This window comes from Dyadobacter fanqingshengii (assembly GCF_023822005.2).
In the GTDB taxonomy this organism is placed as follows: Bacteria; Bacteroidota; Bacteroidia; order Cytophagales; family Spirosomataceae; genus Dyadobacter; species Dyadobacter fanqingshengii.
This window is the reverse complement of sequence record NZ_CP098806.1, coordinates 5,000,251-5,021,768: the sequence shown is the minus strand read 5'-3', so window position 1 is coordinate 5,021,768 and position 21,518 is coordinate 5,000,251. Positions and strand designations below refer to the sequence as shown.

Here is a 21,518-nt window from a genome sequence, read left to right as displayed (position 1 = left end):
ATTACTTAATGATTATTTTTGACTGGTTAGATTTCTGACCGCAGCTTTGAATTTTTCACCCCTGTCCTCATAGTTTTTGAATAAATCAAAACTTGCACAGGCAGGAGAAAGAAGTACAATATCACCCGGAACACTCCATTCCTGCGCCTTATCGACCGCAGCCTGGACATCCTGGGTTATGTATATTTGAGGGACAATTCCTGAAAAGTAACTTTCCAACTTTTCGAAATCTTTACTAAGAACTATCAAAGCCTTCACTTTATTACGCACAAGCGTTTCGATCTGGCTATAATCATTTCCTTTGTCAACCCCTCCAGCTATTAAAACGATCGGCCTTTCGAAACTGCCTAACGCGTAAAAAACGGAATCCACATTGGTTGCTTTGGAGTCGTTAATGTATGTCACTTCGTCGATAACTTCCACTTCTTCAAGCCTGTGTGGCGCATTGGTAAAGGATTTTAATCCTTCGGAAATTTTCTCCGAACTCACTCCCACCAGCTGCGCAACCGATATTGCTGCCAGTGCATTAATCGCATTATGCGGGCCTTTAATAGGCAATTCTTCAAAGTTTTGCTCAAATGTTCCGTTAGGAGCATTGGATGTCAGTTTCCCTCCGTCCAGGTAAGCACCTTCTGACAATTTATTGGCAAGCGATATTTTTATTTTTTGAGAATCAATGTTTCGTTTCGAGAGCTCAGCCACGATCACTTCACTATCATCAAAGTAAATGAGATGATCTGCTGCCGTTTGATTTTGAACGATTTTGAACTTTGAATCAATGTAGTTCTGGAAATTATACGCGTAGCGATCCAGGTGATCCGGTGTAATGTTGAGCAGAACAGCAATTTGCGGATGAAAACCCTGAATATTATCTAACTGAAAACTGCTGATTTCCAACACATAATAGTCGAATTGCTTTTCGGCAACCTGCCAGGCAAAACTGTCGCCAATGTTCCCTGCCAATCCAACATTCAGCCCCGCATTTTTCAGAAGATGATAAGTAAGAAGCGTCGTGGTGGTTTTGCCGTTGCTGCCTGTTATGGCAATCAGTTTGGCCGAAGTGTAGCGGGATGCAAATTCGATCTCTGAAATAACCGGAATCCCTTTTTCCTTCAATGCAACGATCAGCGCGACTGTATCGGGAATACCCGGGCTTTTGATGATCAGGTCACTTTCTAAAACCCTTGATTCTGAATGAATTCCCTGCTCAAATGGAATGTTTTCACGGTGAAGGATGTCAATGTATTTCTGGTTCAATTGGCCACGATCTGACAAAAACACATCAAAACCTTTGGACTTGGCCAGGATTGCGGCTCCGGTGCCGCTTTCTCCTCCACCCAAAATAACGACCTTTTTTTGCACAAGACTACTTTTAAACATTAAACAAACGGCACTAGACACGAAGGTAAATCTTTTCCAGAAAAAAATTTTGCCTATTAAATTAATAACTCAATAAAAAACGAGGCACATCAGATGCACCTCGTTTTACTGTTTTTGTAAAGGAATATTTACTCTTTTTTAACAAGTGATTCGGAAATACGGAGCCGGTTGGCGAGTTTCACGACCATAAATATAACCCAGGCAATGATGATAAACTGAATTAAAACCTGAATGAAATTACCATATTTGATAGCAACTTCCGGGGTTTTACCAACGGCTTCCTTCAATACAATTTTCAGCTGGGTAAAATCCACGCCGCCTATCAACAAACCTAAAACCGGGTTAATAATGTCTTCAACGAGTGAAGTTGTAATTTTGGCAAAAGAGGCACCAATAACAACACCGACAGCTAAATCGAGAACATTCCCCTTAGCAATAAAAATTTTGAATTCCTGCAGCATAATAAGTCGAGGTTAGTTGGAACAATTAGAATGAGTATAAAAATCCGATGCTTAAAGCCTGCGCAAATTGCACTTTATCACTCTGGTCGTCATCATATACCATAATAGCTCCCAGATTTACATTTACATACTTGTTAATTTTGGCCGTCAGCATGGCATCCAGACGATTATCAATATTTCCCGGATGTTTGAAACTCGCAAACATCAGATATCTGAATTTAAGGTTCACATCCTTCGCAATGTCCTTATCGAAGTTGGCAACAATCTGTATCAGTGCAGCCTCTGTCCTAACCCTTTTTCCGATCGGGACGCCATAGTTATTCTGGTTTGGTGTGTTGACATATAAATTCCTGTCCAAAACAATGGTTTGCCGCAATGCCCCGGGTGCAAAGTCAATGAAAAAATAGGGAGCCGGACGGTATTCTATCCCGATGGCTTCCGTCACATAAGCGGGCGAAAATATTCCCGAGACCTTCCTTTTTACATCGGTTGAGTCGGGAGCAGCAGAGTAATTATAACCGTCGCCAAACTGCGAAAGAAAATTGAGATTAGCAAAAAGGCTCCATTTAGCCCCAATGGACCTGTTATATTTTGTATCAAAAAATATCCGGTCAACATTTTTGCGGCTTTGCTGTCCTTTGTTCCTAACAATCCCGTATTGGGACTGGAAGTCGTTCCGCCAGGCATTCTTGCCTACTATCTTTTCGTTCAGGGCATTAAAAAACAAACCCAGTGCAACTGAGTTAACACCTCCGCCTGTCCAGTTAGAACTGAATGAGCCTTGATTTAAATTAATCCCAAATTCAATCTTTTTCCATGCGGTGTCGCCGGGTGTCTTTAATTTTCCGGCATTCAGGGAGTTGCTAAGGTCGACGGTTTGTGCAAAACCAGGCAATGTTAATGTAAACAGCGTAATGATTAATAGGTAGCGTCGAAGTTTTCCGCTCATTTCTAATGTTTTTAGTGAATAAAGATGATAGGTTCACTTTTAAAACCCGTGAGGGAAGAGGGCTCGCGGCTGTAAGTAATTAATAGATTCTCAAAATTCATAACTATTTGCAGAAATTCCACAAATATGCAATTTCCAGATATACGCGCCTAAGCTTCTCACGAGAGCGCATAAGCCGCATTTTAACTGCGCTTTCTGTTAACTGGGATCTTCCAGCAATGTAACGGATGCTTCGGTCATCCATATACTTCAGGTAAAGAAGGCTTTTTTCTTCGGGCTGTAATTGGTCCAGCGCCTGTCGTAATATTTTTGAATCAACCTCTTCAACCCCAAAAAGGTTATCGAGATCCATATGTTCAATGCAATCTGCGCTCTCCTGATGTACGGTTATTACCCGCTTTTTGTTGGACCGCATTAAGTCCATGCAATGATTATACGTAACCGAATAAAGCCAGGTGGAGAATTTTGCGCCTTTCTTGAAGGTATTCAGTTTAAATACCAATTTAAGGAACACATCGTGGGTGAGATCCTCAGCGCGGCCTGCGTCTCGTGTTAATGAAAGGCATTTTTGAAACACTTTGAGCGCGTATCGGTCGTAAAGTTTCTCAAAATATCGGTTATTCCCGGATTTTAGAAAAAGCTCAACCAATTCCTCGTCTGTTACATTATGCGATGCATAATCTGCGAATGTGTCAACCATCTTAAATCAATATCACTGATAGTGTGTGTCCAAAAAATTAATGGATTAATTAATTTTTTGTAAATATTAAAAAACAACGCCTGGTATACAAATACATACCAGGCGTTGTCAATATTATTTTATAAGAAGAGCTTCCTAAGCGCCGATTGCGACTCTTTTGAAAGATTTTACTGTTAACCCCTTTGCAGTATTCTCTAGTAACTGGCGGATCGTTAGCGAAGAATCCTTTACGAATTCCTGATTCAACAAGGTGTTATCCTTATAGAATTTTTGAAGTTTTCCTTGCGCGATTTTCTCAAGCATTGCTTCTGGCTTACCTTCTGCTCTTGCTTGTTCCTTACCCACTTCGATTTCACGCTCAACCGTTGCTGAATCAACTTCATCCTTATCCAATGCGATTGGCTTCATTGCGGCGATCTGCATTGCAACGTCTTTTCCAAGCTCGCTAACATCTGTTCCGTTCACACCTTCAAATGCTACCAAAACGCCCAATTTGCCATTGGAGTGGATATAAGGAACAACTTTGTCAGCTGTTACATTTTCGTAAGCAGTGATTTCAAGTTTTTCACCAAGCTTTCCAACCAGGTCAACGATGTGCTCACTTACCGGACGGCCGTCAGACAATGTTGATGAAAGCAAAGCGTCTTTATCCGCAATGTTGTCTGCAACTGCTTTGTCCAAAATGCTTTGCGCAAGATTTTTAAAATCTTCAACATTAGAAACCGGCTCAGTTTCGCAAGCAAATGCGATCAACTTACCATTTGTTCCGTCAGCGCTGATCGCTACAACCACTGTTCCCTCTGAAACTGCGTTATCAGCACGTTTTGCTGCTACTTTTTGTCCTTGCTTACGAAGAATATCAACGGCTTTGTCAAAATCGCCATCAGCTTCCTGAAGCGCTTTTTTACAATCCATCATGCCCGCGCCAGTCATTTGGCGGAGTTTGTTTACATCTTGTGCGGTAATTGCCATGATCTATTTTAGTATTGATTATTACTGATTTGCTTGGAAACGGCTGTTACCGAAATGTTAGAAAACAGTTAAGAAATCCGCTTCCGGTTGAATTTTAAAAAACTGTAGCCCATAGCAAAAGGGCTATGGGCTACTTTTATCTGTTGAGACAGGAAGAGGCCGAAACCTATTCCATATCGCCCTGATTACTCTTCATCACTTTCAGCAACACTTGTCTCCGCAGGAGCTTCCTCACGAGGTGCAGCAGGTGCTGCTTCTTCGTTGCCTTTGTCAACCTGACGTTTCGCTTCTTCTTCCTCTACCATGCGCTGATCGTCTTTATCTTGTTTGCGTTCCATCAAACCTTCTTCAATTGCTTTTCCAATTGCCAAAGTGATCAATGAGATGGCTTTGTAAGCATCATCATTACTTGGGATCGGGAAGTCAACCAGTTCTGGGTTTGAGTTGGTGTCGCAGATCGCAAAGATGGGTATGTTCAATCTTTTTGCTTCTGAAACTGCAATGTGCTCGCGTTTTACATCAACGATGAAAAGGGCAGCCGGAAGACGGGTCAGGTCAGCTACACCACCTAACACTCTTTCCAATTTATCCTTTTCACGTGTAAGCATCAGGCGTTCTCTCTTCGCTATATTGCTAACCGTGGTTTCGTCTTTTAGCATCTTCTCAAGAGTCTGCATTTTTTTCAAAGACTTGCGAATTGTGCCGAAGTTTGTAAGCATACCACCCAACCAGCGATCAGTTACGTAAGGCATTTTAAGGCGTTTCGCCTCTTCCGTTACGATTTCCTGCGCTTGTTTTTTAGTAGCAACAAACATGATCTTACGTCCTGAACGAACGATCTGCTTCAAAGCGGCTTCCGCCTGATCGATGCAGCTCAAAGTTTTATTCAGGTCAATGATGTGGATCCCGTTTTTCTCCATGAAAATGTATGGAGCCATGCGTGGATCCCACTTGCGGGTAAGGTGACCAAAGTGTACACCTGCATCCAATAATTCCTTATATTCTATTTGTGCCATTGCCAAATTGAGTTTTAAAAAAATGTTTTAGTTTACGCAGCACAGCACATCGGGCACGATAAGTACTGTCTGGACTTTTTATTAACGTTTCGAGAACTGGAATCTCTTACGAGCCTTAGCGCGTCCGTATTTCTTACGTTCAACCATACGAGGGTCACGGGTAAGAAATCCTTCTTTTTTCAACGCACCGCGGAACTCTCCGTTATATTCGCAAAGTGCACGGGAAATAGCCATACGGATTGCTTCCGCCTGTCCTGAAATCCCACCACCTCTTACATTGACTTTAAGATCATAACCATTGCCTCCGCTGATAACAGCAAAAGGCTGTTGAAGAACGATTTGGTGCACTTCAAAAGGAAAATATTCCTTGTAATCGCGTCCGTTAACCTTAATATCTCCTTTGCCGGGCGTCATATAAATACGGGCCACAGCAGTTTTTCTCCTACCTATTTTGTTGATCACTTCCATGAATTACAACTTGATTTCTTTTGGTTGCTGAGCGCTGTGCGGATGTGTTGCATCAGCATAAACAAACAGATTTGTGAATAAACGACGTCCCAAACGATTCTTTGGAAGCATGCCTCTTACGGCTTTCTCGATTACACGACCTGGGTGTTTTTCGAGCAACTCGCGAGGAGTTTGAAAACGCTGACCTCCTGGATAACCTGTGTGGCGAACATAAATTTTGTCCGTCATTTTCTTTCCTGTCAACTTGATTTTATCGGCGTTGATAATGATAACATTATCACCACAGTCCACATGAGGAGTGTAACTTGCCTTGTGCTTGCCTCTGATAATTTTAGCAACTTCGCTAGCCAAACGGCCTAAAATTGCATCCTGAGCATCCACAACAACCCACTCCTTGTTCACTGTGTTTTTGTTCGCCGAGATGGTTTTGTAGCTTAACGTATCCACGATTAACAAAAATTTTAATTGATTTTCAATAAATTACACTGTAACAAGACAGTCCCATCGCAAAATGGGAGTGCAAATATAGAGTTTAACAAATTGAATAACAAGTATGTTTGTGAAATTTCGCCAGGCTGAAGGGAATCAGCGCTTATTTGAAATTTCTGCCTGCCTAATGAAGTATGGGAAAACTCAATGCAGCATACGGCATCCCGTAGTTTTGAGAGACCCGGCGTTGATTGTTGTCCAGGAACACCTTACTGTCATTTGCGTTCCTGGTACGGTAGGCAATGTGCCCGTACAGGTATCCGATTTTAAGGCCAATGCGCTTGGTAAAATAAATTCGCGCGTATGCCTCCGACTGTCCATTATAGTTCTCCAAAAACAGCGGTGCTGCATTAAAAATCACCGGTGAAGTTTTCAACCACTTTCCGTTATTGGGAGATCCTGTTCCAGGTTCGGTTAAATTTCTTTCATAGTAACCACTTCTGCGCGACCCGAATGATGCGCCAATCAAGTCTGTGTTTATTCCCAGATCAATTTTCCAGAATCTTAAATTGGCCCCAACTACGAAGCTCAGCCCGTTAGCCGAGACCTTGTTATATTCCAGATAATCTTGCGGAGAATCCGTTTTTGTGTACAAATTTGTCCGGCTTGCATAATAACCCCAAGCCCTGATCCCCAGTCCGAACCGGAACCACGGAACCCGGTTCATGCTCACTTGCTCATAATATAATACAGAAGGCGCCCAGGAATTGTCGTCACTGAAACCGGTTCCGACGTCAATCACCGCACTGGCTTGTGATTGAGTTTGACCGTAAACATCAACGGTGCCGAGAGCGGCCGCCATAATTACAAAAACGTAGAAAACCTTCATTCGAAACATTTAAATAAATTTTTAGTGTGAGAAATTCATCTTAACCTGAATTCAAATATAGGTTACAGCATTTGAAGAATTGCGATATTGCGTCATTCCTGATCCTAAACCTTAACGATTAAAATCTTTAACATGAGAAGTATTATTCTTAAACATTACGCGATGGCCATGCTGGCTTTTGCCCTGACACTACATGTAAGTCGTGCTCAAACTCCTGAGAATCTTTCTTTCAGGCCGCTTTTTAACGGAAAAAATCTGAACGGCTGGGTGGATGTCAATACATCCAAGGACACCTGGAAAGTAAAAAATGGAACGCTGATATGTTCCGGCAAGCCTATTGGCGTGATGCGGTCCGATCGCCAGTACGAAAACTTTATACTGGAAGTGGAATGGAAACATATGGAAGCTGGCGGCAACTCGGGCATTTTCGTTTGGAGTGAAGGCACACCGCAGGAAACTGACCCACTTACAAAAGCCATTGAAGTACAAATGCTGGAACTTGATTATGCAAGGCAACACAATGCAACGGACGACTATGTTCATGGCGAACTGTTCCCGACTATGGGTATGACGGCCGTTCCGGATAATCCAAGAGGGATCAGAAGCAAATCCCTTGAGAAAAGGTGTAAAGGAAAGGGAGAATGGAATAAATATGTGGTGGTTTGCGTCGACGGAACCGTGAAGCTTTCTGTGAATGGCAAGTTTGTCAATGGTCTTAGGAACTCAGAAAGAAAACGCGGTTATATCTGTCTGGAAGCGGAAGGTGCCGAAATCCATTTCCGCAACATGCGCATTATGGAACTGCCTGATGGCATAACCAGTGCCGCACAAACGGCCCCGCTGGTCAACTGATTTGCTAAATTAACTTTATGCCATAACTTAGGGCGGATATAACGCTTTTTGCATGAAAATTTCCTTCGTTGGTTCCGGAAATGTGGCCTGGCATCTTGCCCAGGCCTTTGAAGATGCCGGTCATTGGATTTGTGAAGTTTATAGCCGCGACACCCAAAAAGCCCGTCAACTGGTTTCCTATCTGTACGACACCAACATTCAGCCGGATCTCAATTTCTCCGAAAGCGAAGCCGATTTGATCGTTATAGCCGTTTCTGATGATGCACTCGAAAGTGTAATCGAACGCATCGTGCTTCCCGAAGGCGTCATTTTGGTTCACACTTCCGGAACCAGATCGCTCGCAGAATTTCAGAATCTGGTCGAGATTTACAGCGACGTATATGTGCATACCGGTGTTTTTTATCCGCTTCAGACTTTTACCAAAGATTTGGAAATGGATTATAAAGAGCTCCCTTTTTGCATAGAATCAAAGAGCGAACTCATTGAGAATAAGCTTATTCAGCTTGCGCAAAGTGTGAGTGACAATGTAAGCCGCATGGATTCAGACGAGCGCTTTATCCTGCATGTGGCGGCCGTTTTTGCAAGCAATTTCACCAATTACCTTCTCACTGTTTCCCAAAATATGCTGGAAAGGGAACAGCTCAATTTTGATCTTTTAAAGCCGCTGATCCATACGACCATTCAAAAAGCATTGCTTTCCAACGATCCTTCGCTGGGACAAACAGGTCCTGCACGGCGCGGCGACTGGAAAACGACCAACCGGCATTTAGAATATTTACAGGAAACCAATGAAGATTGGACGGAGATTTACAGGCTCCTTACCGACAAAATCAGAAACTTCTACATTTCAAAATAATCAGAACCCGTGCTGTCTCGTGAAAAGTTAGGCTATATTTGCGCAATTCATTATCCCGATTTTTCATGAATGCAGCATTAATAGACCGCTTTAAACGCATTACAACCTTTATATTCGACATTGACGGAGTCATGACAGACGGCAGCGTGATCGCGCTGGAAAGCGGCGAGCAGCCCCGGAGTTTTAATGTAAAGGACGGCTACGGCATCAATCGGGCGATCAGGATGGGTTACCGTGTGGCTATTATTTCTGCACAAAATCAAATAGGTGTTCGCAAACGACTTGAGTATCTTGGGGTTACGGACATTTTCATCGGAACTTCACCAGACGGAAAGTTGCCGATCTTCAAAAAATACCTTGCAGAAGCCAATCTGACCGAAGACGAAATCGTATTTATGGGCGACGATCTGCCCGATTATGAAGTGATGCGAACCAATGTCCTCAGCGCATGTCCGGCCGATTCAGTGGACGAAATTCTGGCATTATCGGATTATATCTCTCCTAAAACCGGCGGTCACGGCGCAGTCCGCGACCTGATCGAGCAAGTAATGAAGGCTCAGGGCAAATGGATGGCTTGGTTTCAATAATCAGTCGAAGCAGAAATCAGGCTTAACATCAGTGGAAAAAAAGCGTTACTTCCCAAATCTCAATGGAATCCGGTGCATTGCGGCCATGCTGGTCGTGTTTCATCATTTGGAACAGGCAAAACATGCCTTGGGAATTGCCAATATTTACGAACTTCCGATCATTCAGCACGCTGGCCGGTTGGGCGTAGGGCTTTTCTTCGTTTTGAGCGGCTTCTTAATCACTTATTTATTGCTGGAAGAACGTGGCCGTTTCGGTGATGTGGATGCCAAGAAATTTTATCTGCGCAGGGTTTTTCGGATCTGGCCTATTTACTTTCTGATCATTGGCCTTTCTTTTTTCGTATTTCCCAACATTGAGCTGCTCAGTTTCCCTGGAACGGATGAAAAGCTGACCGTACACGCCGCAGAGCGCCTTACATTGCTGCTCCTGGTCTTGCCAAACTTCGCTTTTGTGCTTTACGACCTGCCTTACTGGTGCGCGCAAACCTGGTCCATTGGCGTAGAAGAGCAATTTTATTATCTCTGGCCGTGGCTGATCAAATATCCTAAGCGGCGCATTCCGATCATTTTGCTCTTTTTAGCCATAACTGCCGCAATATTATTTGCCGGACTGTATTTCGCTAATGTGGATGAGGAGACTCAAAACACAATGATTTCAACATTCCTGGGACAGTTCAGAATCCAAACGATGGCGTTAGGCGGGCTGTGTGCCTGGTTGGTTTATCATAACAAAACGCAGGTTCTGGAAATTGTTTTCAGAAAAGATTTGCAAATCGTCGTGTACATTCTCCTGGCTGCATTGTTTCTGTCGGGTATTCACTTTTATGGCTTTCTGGAAGTTTATGCGCTTTTCTTTGCCTTCTTTATTTTAAATGTTTCGTGTAATCCAAATACGATAATCAGCCTGAATACTGGAGCAATGAACCATTTGGGAAAGATTTCCTATGGACTTTATATTTATCACGTCTTTGTAATTGTCTTCATTATCAATGCATTGAACAAATACCTTCCGGGCTGGACTGGAACTTCCTATCATATTGGTCTCTACGTGCTTACGTTTGCGGCGTCTGTTGCAGTGGCCTCGCTTTCCTATTCTTATTTTGAAAAACCGCTGCTCGCTTACAAAGACAAACGCTTCGGCAGGTAATTTTCACTTAATTTCGGGCAGCTCCGACATGGTGTAGAACTTCAATTGCTGGCGGTCAGCCTCTTTCAATATTTTTTCAAGAAACGGCACACTGAAGCCGTACTCCCCATTTTGCGGCTTACCATACAACGGTTCGTGGCCAAACAACATTAAGGCTTTATTATCGCTTTTCGCTTTTTCAAGCGCTTCGATCATTTCCGGTTCCGTTAATCCGGTGTCTTCGTCAATCAGCAGCGCATCTACAATGTGCTCTTGATCAAATGAATAATATATCCAGGGCATTAGTCGCGGCGCCAGCGCGTACATTTGAAAACCCATTATTTTCCTGCGTGATATGGCCACGTCGCGAAGGATTTTAAAACCACTGGCCAGCAACACAGAATCCACCTGATTGTTATGGTCGCCGCCCGGATGCGCATACGAGGTTGGTTTAAAACCCGCGTTGGCCATGTTCAATAAACCCGGAGTCAGTTCGATTTCCTTGTATTTTTCCGGCCCAGCCGCGATCAATTCTGTTGATTTTCCATGAATAGTGCCGTGAAACCCTATTTCATGACCTTCGCTTTGCAGTGTTCTGAGTTTGGAAATTTCGTCCTGAGTGAGGCTATCAGGGCAGGTTACGAAGAAGGTAACTTTTGCATTATATTTTTTAAACAAAGGCCTCAGTGCGAACCACTCATTGATAAAATGATCGTCAAAAGAAATCGCTATGCCCGCTTTTTCATGCGTTTGTGAATCACTCCGACATTGGATTATACCAATGCCAACACAAAGAAAAATGCATTTTACGAGGCAATGACGCAGGAATGTCGCAGCTGAATATTTCAATACTTACCGGATGAAATGTTATTTTCGCTAAATTAATCACACAAAATGAAAATCCTCCACACGGCTGACTGGCACATTGGCAAAAAGCTCGATAATTACTCCAGACTAGAAGAACAACGCCTCGTGCTGGCGGAAATCTGCCAGATCGCCGAAAATGAAAACGTTGACGCAATTGTCGTCGCGGGTGATTTGTTTGACAATTTTAACCCGTCCTCCGAAGCCACCGAGCTCTTGTACAGCACATTACATCGCTTGTCAGCCAACGGAAGCCGCGCCGTGATCGCCATTGCCGGAAACCATGATTCTCCGGAGCGCATTCAGGTGCCGGATGCATTAGCAAAAGTTTGCGGGATTATTTTTGTTGGCTTTCCTAACACAGAAATTTCGCAATTCTGCACGCAGGCGAAAGTCGATATTTTGCGCACCGCAAAAGGATTCATTGAAATAGAACTTCCCAATGCGAACTTCCCGCTTCGGATTTTGCACACGCCTTATGCCAATGAGCAGCGTTTAAAGACATTTTTAGGTGTTGAAGATTCGGAACAAGCACTTCGCATTCATTTGCAACAACATTGGCAGGAACTGGCAGATCAATATCTGGATGATGCCGGTTTCAACTTGCTCATGACCCATTTGTTCGTCATGCAAAAAGGCGGACCAATGCCAGAAGAGCCTGAGGAAGAGCGCCCTATCCTGCACATTGGAGGCGCCCAAGCCATTTACACAGAAAATTTCCCGAATAAAATACATTACGTCGCACTCGGGCATCTGCATCGCTATCAGGTTGTTGACAAAAAGCCGGCACCGATCATTTATTCCAGCAGCCCGCTCGCATACAGCTTTTCAGAAGCAAATCAGACGAAATACGTGGTTTTGATCGAAGCCGAAGCAGGCAAACTCGTTTCCTATCGTCCAATTGAGCTTACAAAAGGCAAAAAACTGCGCAGAAAAAGCTTCAATGACATTGATAAGGCCATCGAGTGGTTAGGCGAACACAGCGAAGATCTGATCGAGCTCACCATCATCTCCGATAATTACCTGGAAGCCTCAGACAAAAAGCGCCTCAACGAAGCACATCCCGGCATCATCCAGATCATTCCCCAAATCAAAAAAAGCGAACTGTCCACCGCAAATGCAGAAATCGACCTCTCACTAAGCATGGAAAAGCTCTTCCAGGAGTATTTCAAAACAAAAAACAAAGGCCAAGAGCCATCAGAAGGGCTAATGGAGGTTTTTAGGGAAGTTTTGGGGACTGAGGAGGAAGGATAACAAAAAAAGCGACAAGCAACCCTTTGGAGTACTTATCGCTTGATGTGAAGGTTTTAAATCCTTAGCTAGCTCGTCTAAGCTTGGCTTCGATGGTTTGTTGTGTATGCGGAACGATTCTTAGTCTTTCTTTTGGGATCAGTTTGCCGGTGTCGATGCAAATGCCGTAGGTGCCGTTTTTGATGCGTACCAAGGCATTTTCCAGCTGAATAGAGTATTTCTGCAACCTTGCGGCCAGCTGGCTCAGGTTTTCACGTTCGCTGGCATCGGCGCCGTCTTCTACAAGCTTGGCAGAACCCGCGGTAATGTCCGTTCCGCTGTCGTTCTTCTTACTTAAACCTCCTTTAATATAATTAAGCTCACTCATTGTCGCCTCCAATTTCCCACGAATGAGTTCTTCAAATTCCCTCAGTTCTTCCTCTGAATATCTTGTGCGTTCTTCTTGCATAATCTTAATTGATTTGTAAATCTTTATTAAGGAGCGTTTCAAAGTACAAAAGTACTAGTATTCTGCCTATTTTGTAATTATTTAATACAACAAAGCTGCCAACAAAAAAATCTAACTTGCAGTGACATCCGGCACTTTAACTGACAAAGCCACAACCTGTAAAAGGAAATGGCTTTGTCTTGTTTGGTATCTTATTACTTGTAAAGTACTGACTTTACAGCTTCCACCACTCGTTTCACGCTCGGCAGGATCTCTTCGATCAGTGTTGGCGCATAAGGAAGCGGTACATCACGGTTGGTAACGCGGATCACCGGAGCGTCCATATAGTCAAATGCGTGACGCTGAATGTGATATGTGATTTCAGTTGAAATGGATGCAAGCGGCCAAGCCTCTTCCACAACCACGCAACGATTAGTTTTCTTAACCGATTCAATGACAGCAGGATAGTCGATAGGGCGAACTGTTCTCAAATCCACAACCTCGACATCAATTCCTTCTTTTTCCAATTGCAGAACAGCCGGCATAACAACCCGTGGGATCATTTTACCAAACGAAACAATGGTAACATCCTTTCCCTGGCGTTTTACGTCTGCTTTTCCAAGCGGGATCAGATATTCTTCTTCAGGAACCTGCATTTTGTCTCCGTACATCACTTCCGATTCCATGAAAATAACCGGGTTATTGTCACGGATAGAGGATTTCAAAAGTCCTTTTGCATCATATGGGTTTGAAGGAACAACCACTTTTAATCCGGGCGTGTTGGCAAACCAGTTTTCGAAATTCTGAGAATGCTGAGCGCCCAATTGTCCTGCATTACCAGTAGGTCCGCGGAAAACGATGGGGCAGCCATATTGACCGGCAGACATGGAAAGAATTTTCGCAGCGCTGTTGATGATCTGATCGATCGCAACCAGAGAAAAGTTGAAAGTCATAAATTCAACAATGGGGCGAAGTCCGTTTCCGGCAGCTCCTACCGCAATCCCTGCAAAGCCAAGCTCTGCGATAGGCGTATCGATTACGCGCTCGGGACCGAATTCGTCCAACATTCCCTGACTTGCTTTATAGGCGCCGTTGTATTCTGCAACTTCCTCTCCCATCAAAAAAATACTCTTGTCAAGGCGCATCTCTTCCGACATGGCGTCGCGAATGGCATCTCTGAATGCTAATTCTTTCATTCGTAATTTTATAATTATTTAATTCTTAGAAGAAACCATTGCAAATCCATGCGATGTGTAGGATTTAAATTACTTGGTTACATTAAAAGAGGTTTTGTATACTTATTTCAAAATGATCTGGTAAAATTAGAGAAACGAGGCCAATTCTCAAATTCTTTATATTAACTATTCTTTACACCGGAATCACATCCACTTCCACCGAAAGCGTATGCTTTCCATAACTGAAAATGATCCCCTTCAACGGCGGCACGTCGCTGTAATCGCGGCCCCATGCGGTAACAATATGCCGCTCGCCCGGAACAATGTTATTTGTTGGGTCAAAATCACACCAGCCGTAATCGGGAATGTAAACCGAGATCCATGCGTGCGACGCGTCTGAGCCTTGTAATTTCTGTTTTCCGGGCGGTGGTAATGTTTCTAAATATCCGCTTACGTAACGCGCCGCAAATCCGTAACTTCTTATACAGGCAATGGCCAGATGCGAAAAATCCTGACAAACACCTTTCTTGGCAGTTAAAACATCCTTGATGGGCGTATGTACAGTTGTGAAATCAGGGACAAAATCGAACTCACTATAAATTTTCCGGCAAAGCGCTTTCACACATTCATATAGCGGCACTCCCTCCTGAAAACAATCTTTGGCAAAATTCCTGACCTCGTAGTCCCACTTGACCATTGGGCTTGGAAGCATATATTCCAGCAAAGAAATTTTCAATGCACGATCGCCGAGCAGCCGCTGACGCGCTGTTTCACTGGATTCCTCCGAGGGCAGAAACAACGATCCGGTAGCATCCGTAATCCGCTCCACCATTGCCGTAGTGCGCACGGTGAGCGTTTTGTGCGGAGAATGCAGGGAAAAATAATGGGTCGTATTTCCGTAAAAATCCTTGCGCGCAATAATGTGCGAGGGTTCCGGTGAAATATGAATGGTAAAGTTCTGGCATAACTGATCGGGCAATGACCGCGGCGCAAGACATACCAGACTGTGGTAATTATTGACCGCCTCTGCGTATTTATATTCCGTTTTATGGATCAGTTTATATTTCATCCGTGTCGTAGTCCATAGGGTCATAAAATGAATGATGCATGAGCGTATGGCTGAAATACATGTTGGTCAAATTCACGGAAACGGAGCTGATCAGCTTGGAAACTTCGGAAAGCAGGTTAAATAATTCCTCTCTTTCAAACCCAACTTTGCATTTGCTAAGCTCCGTTACGTCTGCCAGCTTTACCAATGTTGATGCCTTCAAAACGTATTTCTGAGCCTCATTAAGCCTTTCACTTCTCGTTGTTACGGGGAGTTTGCCAATGTTATTTTTCAGCTCATCCAGCATGTAAACCAACGAGTAAGGCAATGTTTTTTCCAACAAAACCATATCCAGCATGGCTTCCACACTCAAATGCGACTTATAGATCTGTCGGTAATTGACCAGTAAATGATGGTTGATCAATGTTGCCTCAATCAGCTCATTTTCAACGCCAGGCGCATTTTTAACACCAAAATTAGACTGGATCACGCTCACACGCGACAAAATCCGCTCGATGAGCTTACCCGTTTCCAGCAATAAAAAACTGTTGTCCCGCGGCATACTTTCGGCAATCACGCCCAAGAACGTGAACATATTGTTGAACAACCCATCCAATGTTTTCTGAATGTTGTTGTTATGCATCGATGACGCGTTCCGTATCTCGTGGTAACCATTGTCTATCAGGTCCACGATCCGCCATATTTCCTGGTCCCACTGGTTTCTCACAGCTCCAACTGCATTCAGAAATGAACCGATATTGGCAGCGATGCTGCCCGGTCTGTTTGTGTTTGAAATCAAATCAATGATCTCAGTATAAGGGTCCGACAAAAGATCTTCCTCTTCCAGAAACCCCGGATAAGTGGAAGAGAGGTGGGTTAATGATTGCAGCAAAATCTTAATGTGCTCCTGCTTGGCCGAGCCGCCAAAGTTCCTGTCCAGATTAAGTACATTAATGGTAATGTTCATAAACTTAATCACAGCCATCGTCCGCTCACAATAACGGCCGATCCAGAAAAGATTTTCCGCACTGCGGCTGGGGAGTGAGACGTGCTTGTTAACCGACACAGGGGATGTAAAAACAATCTTTTCCTGAACTTCCTCGGTCCTGTCGGACACAATCCAGGTGTCCTTCGACAATCCGCCGTATTGATTTGAAATCACAAACCGGTCCTTCACCGGCGAACTCCTCGTCAGCCCGCCCTGCATCACATGATAACCATTTTCATCAGCGACCATAAATGCCCTCAATGCTGCATAACGCGGCTCAATGTTGCCATTGATCAGCGACGGAGTTGTGGATAAGCTCACTTCCTGTTGCGCAATGAACTCGTGCGGCCGCTGAATGATCATTTTTTTCAGCTCCTCTTTCTCAGCAGAGCTAAGCAGCCTGCCGTATCTTGACCTGAACTTGGTCTTGCGGTTGGCTTTCTTAATGATCAGCTCGTCAAAATGTTCGAGCACATAATTGAGCTCTTTCACATGCCCGCACCACCAGGTGGCAACGGACGGCATAATGAGTTTTTCGTTTAAAAAATAAGTGCAGATATTGCCCATAAAGGCATGAAAAGCATGATTTTCCAAAACGCTCGTTCCCGGCGGATTGAGCACCTGCACATTACCAAGGCGGATTGCCTGTAACAATCCCGGAACGCCTAATCTCGAATCTTCACGAAGTTCCAGCGGATCGCACCAGTCGTCGTCTATCCTGCGAATGATCACGTCTACTTTTTGCAAACCATCAATGGATTTCAGCCACACGCAACCATTTCGCACGAGCAGATCATCGCCCTGCGCGAGCGTATAACCCAGGTAAGAAGCCAGATATGCGTGCTCGAAATAAGCTTCATTATTAGGTCCCGGCGTCAGATAGACAATGTTGGGCGCGTCTTTGCTTTTATCGGATATTTTTAAAACCGTGTTTTGAAGACTGTTGAAATAAGGCGATAACTTGCTCACATACATCCCCTCAGCGAGTTCGGGAAGCAGCTTGCTCATTACCACGCGATTTTCCAATGTATACCCGGAGCCCGAAGGCGCTTGCGTCCTGTTGTCAACGATCCACATTTGCCCGTCCGGGCCACGCGCCATATCGGCAGCGAACATGGTAAGCTGGTTTTTGGCAGGGATTTTTATATCAATGCAAGGGCGGAAAAAGCCCGTGTTATCAAAAACGAGTTCTGCGGGAATGATGCCGTCTTTGACCAGATTTCTAGGCCCATAAAGGTCTTTCAGGATCAGATCGAGCAGGATCGCGCGTTGTTGTAAGCCTTTTGCAATGCCGTTCCATTCTTTTTGCTCGATTAAAAAAGGGATCGGGTCCAGCTGCCAGGGGCGGTTAAGGCCGTCGGGTGTGCCGTAAACATTATAAGTTACCCCGTTTTCCCGAAGCTTGCTGATAATCTCCTGGTTCCGGCTTTTCAGTTCGGTCAGGCCCAGTTTTTCCAGCTTCGAAAAAAGCGCTTTCCAGTACGGCTTTATATTTCCGTTCATATCCAGCACTTCGTCGTAAGAACTAAGTCCGCTCTGATATGAATGCAAAAGATCCACAGAAACCTCGGTAAGCATAATTCAATGAGTAGGGTTATCCTGCAAATCTATTTTGATTTCCAGTATTTACGTAAATCCAGTGTGTTTGGATACTCGGGATTGATTAATTCTATCGGCGTGTCGCTTTTCATTTCCTTTTTGGTCTCAGCAATAAAACGCGAAACGCTGCCTGTATTTTTTTCTAAAATCGGCACTTCCTGCTTGGCAGATGGCGTATGTCCAAAACCTTGAAAAAGGCTGATTTTACGGGATTCTGCTTCGAAACTATTAACCGGATAAGTATCGAAACTACGCCCACCCGGATGCGAAACGAAATAAGTGCAACCACCCAAGATACGGTTATTCCAGGTATCCACAATGTCGAAAACCAGCGGCGCATCCGCCCCGATCGTCGGGTGCAATGCGGAAGGCGGGTTCCAGGCTTTATAGCGGATCCCGGATACAAATTCGCCTTTGATCCCCGAACTGCGCAAGGGAACACGGCAGCCATTACAAACCAGAATGTGCCTTCCTTCTACAAATCCGCTTACTTTCACCTGCAAGCGTTCCAGCGAAGAATCTACAAACCGGGCTGTGCCGCTGTTGGACAATTCTTCCCCCAAAACGTGCCAGGGCTCAATGCCCAGGCGCAAGTCGAGCTGTATATTATCAACCGTAATGCCGCCATAATGCGGAAAGCGGAACTCAAAGAATGGATCAAACCAGGAAATGTCGAAATTATAACCGGCGTCTTTCAGATCCTTCACCACATCCACCATATCCAGATATGCGAAATGCGGCAGCAGGAAGCGATCGTGCAGCTCGGTTCCCCAACGGATCAGCTTGTGTTTATAGGGTTCTTTCCAAAATTTAGCAATTAACGCACGGACGAGCAGCGTTTGCACAAGATTCATGTGCTTGTGCGGCGGCATATCGAATGCGCGGAATTCAAGAATTCCCAGCTGGCCTGTTGCAGAATCAGGTGAGTAAAGCTTGTCCATGCAAAATTCCGAACGGTGCGTGTTGCCCGTAATGTCCACCAGCAGATTCCTGAAAATACGGTCTACCATCCAGAATGGCACTTCTTTGTCATCCGGAATTTGTTCGAATGCAATCTCAACCTCATACAACTTTTCATCCCTGCCCTCATCAATGCGCGGCGCCTGGCTGGTAGGACCAATAAACGGCCCGGCGAAAAGGTAACTCAATGCAGGATGATGCTGCCAGTAAGTGATTAAGCTCCTTAAAAGGTCAGGACGCCTCAAAATGGGGCTATCGGCAGGCTTAGCGCCTCCAATCGTGACGTGATTTCCGCCTCCTGTTCCGGTATGGCGCCCGTCAACCATGAATTTGTCTGTACCTAATCTAGAAAAGAATGCCTCTTCATACAGCGCACTCACATTATCAACCAGTTCCTGCCAGTTTTTTGCAGGGTGAATGTTCACTTCAATAACCCCCGGATCGGGTGTAACAATGAGTTTCTGAACTCTGGAATCAGTGGGTGCTGCATAACCTTCGATCCTTACCGGCATTTTCAGCTTTTCGGCTGTGGCCTCAATGGACGCCATTAAATCCAGATAATGTTCCAGATAATCGGTTGGCGGCAAATAAACATAGATAATGCCGTCCCGCTCTTCCACACAAAGCGCCGTTTTAATAATCGGAAGTTCAAAAAGCAATTTATCCTCAGCCTCTTTTTCCGTCAATACTTTATTATCCTCTGCTTCCTCATCTTCAAAAACAGCATTCACCGGCAGCTCATAAGGCGGCGCAACCGAGCCATAGCGTGATTCAACAACCAGCTTGAAATCGATCAGCGGTTGCAGATCTTCAAAAGGACTGCGTTCAACAGGTTGTTCGCGGTGCGCCCTGGCAACTTCGGGTAAAGATTTTAACGGTAACCTGAAACCAATAGCAGAATTTCCCGGAACCAGAAAACAATGATTGCGTTTGAATTGCCAGGCAGAACTCGACCAATGCTGTCCTTTTTCATTCCATTTAATTGGCAAAACAAAACCGGCAGGATTATTAAGGCCTTTTTCAAGCAATTTGGCTAATGTTCTTCTTTCAATGGAATCTTTGAGATTAACCTTCAAAGGATCAACATTGACGGGTAATTTGCCTTCCTCCATCGCCCAATAAATGGGGTCTTCATAGGCCGGCGTAATGTTATTTGTATCTAAACCAAGATATTTTGTAAGCTCAGTTGTGAAAAGCTCGGCTTCGCGGAATGTGTATTTTGTTTGTCCTTCTTTGGTTACCAAATCATCATTGCGCCACATAGGAACGCCGTCATTTCTCCAGTATAGCGCATATTGCCATCTCGGGAAAGGCTCGCCGGGATACCATTTGCCTTGTCCAAAATGTAAGAGTCCGCCGTGTGCAAACCGTTTTTTAAGCCTTAATGCCAGATCGTAAGCCAATTGTCTTTTCAATGGCCCATCCGCAGCAGTGTTCCATTCCGGCGATTCGAAATCGTCTATGGAAATGAATGTTGGCTCGCCGCCCATGGTCAGGCGCACATCGCCTTCCTGCAAATCCTTCTCCACATCATGGCCAACCTGCATTACAGCGGCCCATTGTTCCTCTGTATATGGCTTGGTAACCCGCGGATCTTCGTGGATGCGGAAGACTTTGTTATCAAATTCAAACGTAACCTCGCAAATGTCCGTCGCGCCCGAAACCGGCGCGGCGCTTGCATAATCGGGCGTACAGCAAAGCGGAATGTGGCCTTCGCTGGCGAAAAGTCCGGAAGTCGGGTCCAGGCCAATCCAGCCTGCACCGGGAACATAAGCTTCGGTCCAGGCGTGTAAATCGGTAAAATCTTCTTCCGGGCCGGAGGGGCCGTCCAGTGATTTAATATCCGAAGTAAGCTGCACCAGATAACCCGAAACAAACCGCGAAGCAATGCCCAAATGTCTCAATATCTGCACAAGCATCCACGCGGAGTCACGGCAGGAACCGCTTTTGATATTTAATGTTTCTTCGCAGGTCTGGACACCCACTTCCATGCGGATGTTGTAATGTATTGCATTGTAAATCTGCTGGTTAAGATGAACCAGGAAATCCACGATCTTAATGTCCTTATTAACCTTCGCCTTCTCGACCCATTCCATCAAAGCAGGCCCGGCTTCTCTTGGTTCAAGATATGGCCCCAGTTCCTTCTTTAATGTTGCCTCGTATGAGAAAGGATACATTTCCGCATATTCCTCTACAAAAAAATCGAAGGGATTTATGACCTGCATTTTGGCGATCACCTCCACTTCCAGACTTAGTTCTGTGGTTTTTTCAGGGAACACAACCCTCGCCTGATAGTTGCCAAAAGGATCCTGCTGCCAATTTATGAAATGATTTTCGGGAGTAATTTTTAATGAGTAACCTTCAATGGCCGTTCTGGAATGCGGTGCCGGGCGAAGCCGGAAAATATGCGGTGAAAGTGAAACGCTCCGGTCAAACTGATATTTGGTTTTATGAGAAATAGCAACTTTTATAGCCATAATTGAAGTATTACAATAGTCTTAAGTTAATTCGGCATGAAGAA

20 protein-coding genes are annotated in these 21,518 nt (G+C 44.6%); 5 read left to right on the top strand and 15 right to left on the bottom strand.

The window, feature by feature from the left end:
- Positions 1–12: 12 nt before the first annotated feature.
- From murD to NFI81_RS20975, 9 genes are all read right to left on the bottom strand, one after another.
- On the bottom strand, positions 13–1,380 hold the full coding sequence (murD, locus tag NFI81_RS21015; RefSeq protein WP_234615163.1) for a UDP-N-acetylmuramoyl-L-alanine--D-glutamate ligase: 1,368 nt from the start codon (positions 1,378–1,380) through the stop codon (positions 13–15).
- A gap of 128 nt (positions 1,381–1,508) precedes the next feature.
- A complete protein-coding gene (gene mscL / locus NFI81_RS21010) occupies positions 1,509–1,841 on the bottom strand; it encodes a large-conductance mechanosensitive channel protein MscL (protein WP_234615164.1) in 333 nt (110 codons plus the stop codon).
- Between the two features lie 25 nt (positions 1,842–1,866).
- The gene (locus tag NFI81_RS21005; RefSeq protein ID WP_234615165.1) at positions 1,867–2,790 is read right to left on the bottom strand and encodes a DUF3078 domain-containing protein; all 924 of its coding nucleotides are present in this window, start codon (positions 2,788–2,790) and stop codon (positions 1,867–1,869) included.
- 103 nt (positions 2,791–2,893) lie between these two features.
- Positions 2,894–3,490 carry an RNA polymerase sigma factor gene (locus NFI81_RS21000; protein ID WP_234615166.1) on the bottom strand — a complete coding sequence of 199 codons (597 nt, stop codon included), beginning with the start codon at positions 3,488–3,490 and terminating at the stop codon, positions 2,894–2,896.
- A gap of 135 nt (positions 3,491–3,625) precedes the next feature.
- Positions 3,626–4,462 (bottom strand): translation elongation factor Ts, encoded by an 837-nt coding sequence (gene tsf, locus NFI81_RS20995; RefSeq protein WP_234615167.1) that lies wholly within the window; start codon positions 4,460–4,462, stop codon positions 3,626–3,628.
- 185 nt (positions 4,463–4,647) lie between these two features.
- Positions 4,648–5,478 carry a 30S ribosomal protein S2 gene (gene rpsB / locus NFI81_RS20990; RefSeq protein WP_234615168.1) on the bottom strand — a complete coding sequence of 277 codons (831 nt, stop codon included), beginning with the start codon at positions 5,476–5,478 and terminating at the stop codon, positions 4,648–4,650.
- Between the two features lie 81 nt (positions 5,479–5,559).
- A complete protein-coding gene (gene rpsI, locus NFI81_RS20985) occupies positions 5,560–5,946 on the bottom strand; it encodes a 30S ribosomal protein S9 (protein ID WP_234605709.1) in 387 nt (128 codons plus the stop codon).
- Between the two features lie 3 nt (positions 5,947–5,949).
- Positions 5,950–6,393, bottom strand: a complete 444-nt coding sequence (gene rplM / locus NFI81_RS20980) for a 50S ribosomal protein L13 (RefSeq protein ID WP_138283238.1) — start codon at positions 6,391–6,393, stop codon at positions 5,950–5,952.
- A 166-nt stretch (positions 6,394–6,559) separates the two neighbouring features.
- On the bottom strand, positions 6,560–7,264 hold the full coding sequence (locus NFI81_RS20975; RefSeq protein ID WP_234615169.1) for a hypothetical protein: 705 nt from the start codon (positions 7,262–7,264) through the stop codon (positions 6,560–6,562).
- A gap of 132 nt (positions 7,265–7,396) precedes the next feature.
- Between NFI81_RS20975 and NFI81_RS20970 the strand changes: the two genes are divergently transcribed.
- From NFI81_RS20970 to NFI81_RS20955, 4 genes are all read left to right on the top strand, one after another.
- On the top strand, positions 7,397–8,116 hold the full coding sequence (locus tag NFI81_RS20970; RefSeq protein ID WP_234615170.1) for a 3-keto-disaccharide hydrolase: 720 nt from the start codon (positions 7,397–7,399) through the stop codon (positions 8,114–8,116).
- Positions 8,117–8,168: 52 nt separating this feature from the next.
- Positions 8,169–8,972, top strand: coding sequence for a Rossmann-like and DUF2520 domain-containing protein (locus NFI81_RS20965; protein WP_234615171.1), 804 nt, complete (start codon positions 8,169–8,171; stop codon positions 8,970–8,972).
- Between the two features lie 65 nt (positions 8,973–9,037).
- Positions 9,038–9,559 carry a KdsC family phosphatase gene (locus NFI81_RS20960; protein WP_234615172.1) on the top strand — a complete coding sequence of 174 codons (522 nt, stop codon included), beginning with the start codon at positions 9,038–9,040 and terminating at the stop codon, positions 9,557–9,559.
- A gap of 31 nt (positions 9,560–9,590) precedes the next feature.
- Positions 9,591–10,706, top strand: a complete 1,116-nt coding sequence (locus NFI81_RS20955) for an acyltransferase family protein (RefSeq protein ID WP_234615173.1) — start codon at positions 9,591–9,593, stop codon at positions 10,704–10,706.
- A 3-nt stretch (positions 10,707–10,709) separates the two neighbouring features.
- Here NFI81_RS20955 and NFI81_RS20950 read toward each other — a convergent pair whose 3' ends face one another.
- Positions 10,710–11,534, bottom strand: coding sequence for a polysaccharide deacetylase family protein (locus NFI81_RS20950; protein WP_234615174.1), 825 nt, complete (start codon positions 11,532–11,534; stop codon positions 10,710–10,712).
- Positions 11,535–11,579: 45 nt separating this feature from the next.
- Here NFI81_RS20950 and NFI81_RS20945 point away from each other — a divergent pair, with 45 nt between their 5' ends.
- Positions 11,580–12,803: a metallophosphoesterase family protein gene (locus NFI81_RS20945; RefSeq protein ID WP_234615175.1), complete on the top strand. Its 1,224-nt coding sequence runs from the start codon at positions 11,580–11,582 to the stop codon at positions 12,801–12,803.
- 61 nt (positions 12,804–12,864) lie between these two features.
- Here the strand turns inward: NFI81_RS20945 and NFI81_RS20940 are convergent, their stop codons facing one another.
- The 5 genes from NFI81_RS20940 to NFI81_RS20920 all read right to left on the bottom strand — a co-directional run bounded on the left by NFI81_RS20940 (position 12,865) and on the right by NFI81_RS20920 (position 21,474).
- Positions 12,865–13,251 carry a TraR/DksA family transcriptional regulator gene (locus NFI81_RS20940; protein WP_233854227.1) on the bottom strand — a complete coding sequence of 129 codons (387 nt, stop codon included), beginning with the start codon at positions 13,249–13,251 and terminating at the stop codon, positions 12,865–12,867.
- Between the two features lie 191 nt (positions 13,252–13,442).
- Positions 13,443–14,423 (bottom strand): pyruvate dehydrogenase complex E1 component subunit beta, encoded by a 981-nt coding sequence (locus NFI81_RS20935; RefSeq protein ID WP_026631727.1) that lies wholly within the window; start codon positions 14,421–14,423, stop codon positions 13,443–13,445.
- 172 nt (positions 14,424–14,595) lie between these two features.
- Positions 14,596–15,471 (bottom strand): transglutaminase family protein, encoded by an 876-nt coding sequence (locus NFI81_RS20930; protein WP_234615176.1) that lies wholly within the window; start codon positions 15,469–15,471, stop codon positions 14,596–14,598.
- A complete protein-coding gene (locus NFI81_RS20925; protein ID WP_234615177.1) occupies positions 15,461–18,016 on the bottom strand; it encodes a circularly permuted type 2 ATP-grasp protein in 2,556 nt (851 codons plus the stop codon). Before NFI81_RS20925 ends, NFI81_RS20930 begins: the two co-directional genes overlap by 11 nt.
- A 29-nt stretch (positions 18,017–18,045) precedes the next feature.
- Positions 18,046–21,474: a transglutaminase family protein gene (locus NFI81_RS20920; protein WP_234615178.1), complete on the bottom strand. Its 3,429-nt coding sequence runs from the start codon at positions 21,472–21,474 to the stop codon at positions 18,046–18,048.
- Positions 21,475–21,518 lie beyond the last annotated feature (44 nt).